Raw genomic sequence first — 6,293 nt, forward strand, 5'->3', positions numbered from 1 at the left:
AGGTAAAGTTGTGAAGTTGGCAAAGTCAGATCACGTTATCTGGAAGCGTCGCTTAACAAATATGGTCGCTGGGCGAGAGGGTCTTAATGCCGCGGAGTTGTCGAGTCACCACACATGTCGTTTGGGCCGTTGGTATACCAGTGTAAATGCATCGGTCTATCAGAGTCATCCTAGTTTTGTGAAGTTGGCCATTCCACATAAGCAGGTGCATGAGGGCGGAATTCAGGCGGTAGAGCTCTATAACCGTGGTCGTGTTAAAGAAGCGATGCAGCGTATTGAGCGCGTAGAAGCAGCGTCTGGTGAGGTTCTTGAGTTGTTAACCGATCTGGAAGAGGTTGATCGCTAATTCAGGTTAATCCTAAGTAATAAAAAACCCGCTCATTGAGCGGGTTTTTTTGTATCAGGCTGAACCTACCGAAGTAGGTTCAGAATCACACGAAGTGATTAAGTATTCGAGGCGATAATATCTCGCAATACCATCGGCAAGATGCCTTTGTGACGGATCTGATCCAGCTCTGACGAGGTATCAACACGTGAAGCCAGCTCAATCTGCTGTGATGAGCCATCCGCTCTGTTAATGGTCAGCTCGACAGAACCCCTAGGCTCAAGCGTATCAATGCCATTCAGGTCGAATGTTTCAGTGCCATCCAGATTCAGAGAAGCGCGTGTTACGCCTTCCGGTAACTGCAGAGGCAGAACACCCATTCCCACCAGATTGGATTTGTGGATACGCTCAAAGCTTTCAGCAATAATCGCTCTGACACCCAGCAATGCAGGCCCTTTAGCAGCCCAGTCACGTGATGATCCGGTGCCATACAGTTTTCCGCCAAACACAACGGTGGAGGTGCCTTCTTCACGGTAACGCGCAGCAGCGTCGTAAATAGACATTTCCGTTGCTGCACCTTCAGCTGGGTGATAGCTGGTTACTGCACCTGTGGTTCCAGGCAGCATCAGGTTTCTGGCTTTAACGTTGCCGAAGATACTGCGCAGCATCACGTGGTGGTTACCACGACGCGCACCCAACGATGTCATATCGCTGTCTGCCACACCCTGTGAACTCAGGTATTCGCCAGGAGGAGAGTCCGCACGGATACGGCTTACCGGAGAGATATGGTCAGTTGTTGTGTTGTCATCACACATCACCAGCATGCGCGCACCTGAGATATTGTTCAGTGCGTCTTCAGGTGTTTCCAGAGAGAAACCGTCGAAGAAAGAGATTTCCTGGATGTAGGTGGAATCTGCATCCCAGTCATAAACAGGGCCGGTAGGTGATTCAAGGTTCTGCCAGGTTTTCGGGCCGTCGAGAGAGTTCTCATAGGTTTCACGGAAGGCTTTCGGATTCATGCACTCATGCATGGTCTGAGTAATTTCAGCGTTGCTTGGCCAGATATCCTTAAGGAATACATCGTTACCGTTTGCATCCTTACCAAGTGGCTGAGTGGTCACGTCAATGTTTACGTTGCCTGCCATCGCCATCGCAACAACCAGCGGTGGTGACATCAGGAAGTTGGCGTCCACATCAGGATGTACGCGACCTTCAAAGTTTCGGTTACCGGACAAAACAGACGCAGCGATAATATCGTGGTTCTGCAGTGCTTCTTCGATGCTTGGTGCCAGAGGGCCAGAGTTACCTACACAGGTTGTACAGCCGTAACCCGCAGTATTAAAGCCCAGTGCATCCAGATGTTGCTGCAGTCCGGCCTTGGTTAAGAAGTCGGTGGCAACCGGTGACCCTGGGGCCAGAGACGTTTTTACGCCATCCGGTACTTTCATGCCCAGTTCGTTTGCTTTCTTGGCCAGCAAGCCAGCCGCGATCAGCAAGCCAGGGTTGGATGTGTTGGTGCAGGCGGTGATCGCCGCGATTACGATATCGCCGTCTTTTAGTTCCCTTTCAGGCAGAGGCGCGAAAATACCCGCTTCGTCTGCTTTCATTGGGGTAACGGTTGCAACTTCCGGATTACGGTCGCCTTCCGCTGCGGCTTTTCTGAATACGTTACCGATCTCAGCCAGCGGTAGTCGGTCCTGAGGTCGTTTCGGACCCGCCACAGACGGTTCAACCGTGGACAGATCCAGCTGCAGAAGATCGGTATAGCGAGGAAGTGCCTGACCCGGCGTCCAGGCCATATTCTGTGCTTTGTAATAAGCCAGTGGCAGATCGCCGTCCCGTCCTGTTGCTCTCATATACTCAGCAGAGACTTCATCAAATGGGAAGAAGCCCATGGTTGCGCCATATTCAGGCGACATATTTGCGATGGTCGCACGGTCAGGCAGGGATAGGTTGGCACAGCCTTCACCGACGTATTCAACAAACTTACCAACAACGCCACCCGGATAGTTACGCAACATTTCCGTGATTGTCAGTACCAGGTCAGTCGCGGTGACGCCTTCTCGTAGTGCACCGGTCAGCTCAACGCCAACTACTTCTGGTGCCAGCATCTGCATCGGTTGGCCTAGCATAGAAGCACCCGCTTCGATGCCGCCAACGCCCCAGCCCACAATGCCCAGTGCGTTTGCCATTGGCGTATGGCTATCCATACCAATGAGGGTATCCGGGATCATCAGGCCATTCATGTTGAGATAGCCTTGTGCCAGATATTCCAGGTTAACCTGGTGAACGATACCGGTTTGCGGTGGGATAATCCGGATGGTGTCGAATGCCTGCGCGCCCCATTTCAGGAAGGCATAACGCTCTTTGTTTCTTTCCGCTTCCAGCTCGCCATTGATTCTCAGAGACGCAGGGCTACCGGTATTGTCCATGGTAACTGTGTGATCGATAACCAGATCTGCGCGTACCAGAGGCTCAATAATCGCAGGGTCCAGATCCATACGCTGAACTGCAGAGCGCATAGCGGCAAAATCCACAATGGCGGGCGTGCCACTCAGATCATGCATAATGACACGACCTGCCGTGAAAGGTATTTCGATAGGTTCTTTGCCCTGATGCTCTATCCAGCCACCAAGCGCCTGAATCTGCTCAGCGCTTACGCCGTTCTGGCCAACATTTCGGGCGATACCTTCCAGGATAGGGCGAAGTGAAAAAGGTAATGCATCAAGGTCGATACCAAACCGTTCTGCGGTATCTGGAAGACTGTGGTAGTTGTGCTTCGTTCCGGGGAGTGTTTTAACAGAACTGGATGGATCGAAATCGATAGGACTTGTCATTTTTTATACCTCACGCAGATATGACGTTTCTGAACCTACAGCCTTCTATTGCACGAGCAACCGCTTATTGTTGAAGCTGCTTGTCAGTCGTATATTCAGCCGTCAAGCGAACCGCTATTTCCTGCACCATAAGTTTTTACTTTGTTGAGATTGTCGACAATGTTAGCCAATAGGAGCTGTAAATCAAGTGATATTGGAATGATTTCGCCTGAATTACATACAATCTGCGACTATTTGCTAGTACGTATAGAAGTTTTTGGCAACTTTAAACGTGATAGGGCTTGTTTATGCAATGCAGAATTCATGGCATGTTGTGGTTATAGATGGGTTTGCCGATGATAGGGGGAGGTTGAGCTCAGGCACGATAAACAACTAGCCATGATAATGATTGCTATTTACAGAAAAAACGGTCCTCCAAATAGAAATAGAAACACAGTACAACCAATGTATACCCTCTGAAACACCTTGATTTTAGTACTATTTTTTCTATTTATAGTGACTATAAGTTTGATTTAAGTAGTTTTCATTGAGCTGTTTATGACTTATTTCTATAATCTGTCCGCAAATCATAATTAGATTTAAGTGAGACGTTGGACGCCATGAGCTACTACTCTGAGTATTTAGAAGAAATTGAGGTTCGTAAAAAGGACCTGGGCCTGAACCCAAAACCAATCGATAGCGCAGAGCTGCTATCCGAAATCATTGCCCAGATCAAAGACACGGGTAATGCAGAGCGCGAAGCTTCTCTAAACTTCTTCATCTACAACACTCTGCCAGGTACTACTCCAGCGGCTGGCGTTAAAGCGGCTTTCCTGAAAGACATCGTTCAGGGTAAAGAAGCTGTTGCAGAAATCTCTCCTGAGTTCGCACTAGAGCAGCTGTCTCACATGAAAGGTGGTCCTTCTGTTGAAGCACTGCTTGATATCGCACTGTCTGACGATGCTCAGGCTGCTGCTGCGGGTGAAGTTCTGAAGTCACAGGTATTCCTGTACGACGCAGACACCGCTCGTCTTGCTGACGCTTTCAAAGCGGGCAACGCCATCGCTAAAGAGATCCTGGAAAGCTACTCAAAAGCTGAGTTCTTCACCAAGCTGGATGATATCCCAGAGACGATCAAAGTTATTACCTACATCGCTGCAGAAGGTGATATCTCCACTGACCTGCTGTCTCCGGGTAACCAATCTCACTCCCGTGCTGACCGTGAACTGCACGGCCTGTGCATGATCTCTCCAGAAGCTCAGCAGGAAATCGCTGAGATGGGCAAAGCTAACCCTGATGCTAAAGTGATGCTAATCGCTGAAAAAGGCACCATGGGTGTAGGTTCTTCCCGTATGTCTGGTGTTAACAACGTTGCACTGTGGGCTGGTGAGAAAACTTCTCCATACATCCCATTCATCAACAACCGTCCGGTCGTTGCGGGTACTAACGGTATCGCGCCTATCTTCCTGACGACTGTTGGTGTAACCGGCGGTATCGGTCTGGACCTGAAAAACTGGGTTAAGAAAACTGACGCTAACGGCGAAGTTGTTCGTGATGCTAACGGCGACGCAGTTCTGGAAGAAGCCTACTCCGTTGCTACGGGTACGGTTCTGACTATCGATACCAAAGCGAAGAAACTGTACAACGGTGACGAAGAGCTGGCTGACATCTCAGATGCTTTCACCCCACAAAAAGTGGAATTCATGAAAGCTGGCGGTTCTTACGCGGTAACCTTCGGTAAGAAACTGCAAACGTTCGCTGCTGAAACTCTGGGTGTTGAAGCGCCAGCGGTATACGCTCAGTCTAAAGAGATTTCTCACGAAGGTCAGGGCCTGACTGCGGTTGAGAAAATCTTCAACCGTAACGCAGTAGGTGTTACTTCTAAGACTCCTCTGCACACCGGTTCTGACGTTCGCGTTAAAGTGAACATCGTAGGTTCTCAGGACACTACCGGTCCTATGACCTGTCAGGAACTGGAAGCAATGGCTGCTTCTACTATCTCTACAAGCGTTGACGGTGCTTTCCAGTCTGGTTGTCACACTGCGTCTGTATGGGACAACAAAGCTAAGGCTAACACGCCTAAGCTGATGGCGTTCATGAACGCGTTCGGCGTAATCACTGCACGTGATCCGAAACACGTTTACCACTCCATGACTGACGTTATTCACAAAGTACTGAATGACATCACAGTTGACGACCGCGCAATCATCATCGGTGGTGACTCTCACACCCGTATGTCTAAAGGTGTAGCGTTCGGGGCTGACTCCGGCACCGTTGCGATCGCACTGGCGACTGGTGAATCGGCAATGCCAATCCCAGAGTCTGTGAAGGTAACCTTCAAAGGTAGCATGAAGCCTCACATGGACTTCCGTGACATCGTACACGCGACTCAGCAGCAGATGCTGAAGAAGTTCGCTGGCGAAAACGTATTCCAGGGTCGTGTAATCGAAGTGCAGATCGGTACTCTGCTGGCTGACCAGGCCTTCACCTTCACCGACTGGACTGCAGAAATGAAAGCGAAAGCTTCTATCTGTATTTCTACTGATGAGACGCTGATCCAGTCTCTGGAACTGGCTAAGTCCCGTATCCAGATCATGATCAACAAAGGTATGGAAAACGAAGCGGGCATGCTGCAGGGTCTGATCGACCTGGCTGACAAGCGTATCGCTGAAGTTAAATCCGGCGAAGCACCTGCTCTGGCTCCGGACGACAACGCACAGTACTACGCTGAGCTGGTTGTTGACCTGGACGCAATCGATGAGCCAATGATTGCTGACCCAGACGTAAACAACGAAGACGTCTCCAAGCGTTACACCCACGACGTGATCCGTCCAGCTTCTTACTACGATGGCCGTCAGGTAGACCTGGGCTTCATCGGTTCTTGTATGGTTCACAAAGGTGATATGCAGATCATCGCTGCGATGCTGCGCAACCTGGAGAAGAAAGGTCCTATCACCTTTAACGCGCCACTGGTTGTTGCGCCACCAACTTACAACATCGTTGACGAGTTGAAAGCGGAAGGCGACTGGGAGCTGCTGGAGAAATACGCTGGCTTCGAATTCTCTGACGAGAATCCAAAAGAAGAAGCGCGCACCAAGTACGAAAACATTCTGTACCTGGAGCGTCCTGGATGTAACCTGTGTATGGGTAAC

Annotated in this window: 3 protein-coding genes; 2 read left to right on the forward strand and 1 reads right to left on the reverse strand. The window is 50.1% G+C overall.

Annotated features, from left to right (window positions below; translation table 11 throughout):
• Positions 1 to 346, forward strand: a 346-nt coding sequence (locus ABYW01_RS11420; RefSeq protein WP_372832807.1) for a CZB domain-containing protein, incomplete at its 5' end; no start/stop codon positions are given.
• A 98-nt stretch (positions 347 to 444) separates the two neighbouring features.
• Here ABYW01_RS11420 and acnA read toward each other — a convergent pair.
• A complete protein-coding gene (gene acnA, locus ABYW01_RS11425; protein WP_372832809.1) occupies positions 445 to 3,162 on the reverse strand; it encodes an aconitate hydratase AcnA in 2,718 nt (905 codons plus the stop codon).
• 599 nt (positions 3,163 to 3,761) lie between these two features.
• Between acnA and ABYW01_RS11430 the strand changes: the two genes are divergently transcribed.
• The coding region (locus ABYW01_RS11430) for a bifunctional aconitate hydratase 2/2-methylisocitrate dehydratase (RefSeq protein WP_372832811.1) at positions 3,762 to 6,293 on the forward strand (2,532 nt) is incomplete at its 3' end.

Origin of the sequence: Pontibacterium sp., assembly GCF_041587635.1 — a bacterium.
Lineage (GTDB): Bacteria > Pseudomonadota > Gammaproteobacteria > Pseudomonadales > Balneatricaceae > Pontibacterium.

What these genes read in the sequence shown, in the direction of transcription:
- acnA (WP_372832809.1), bottom strand. Translation starts at nt 3,162, where the DNA reads ATGACAAGTCCTATCGATTTCGATCCATCCAGTTCTGTTAAAACACTC.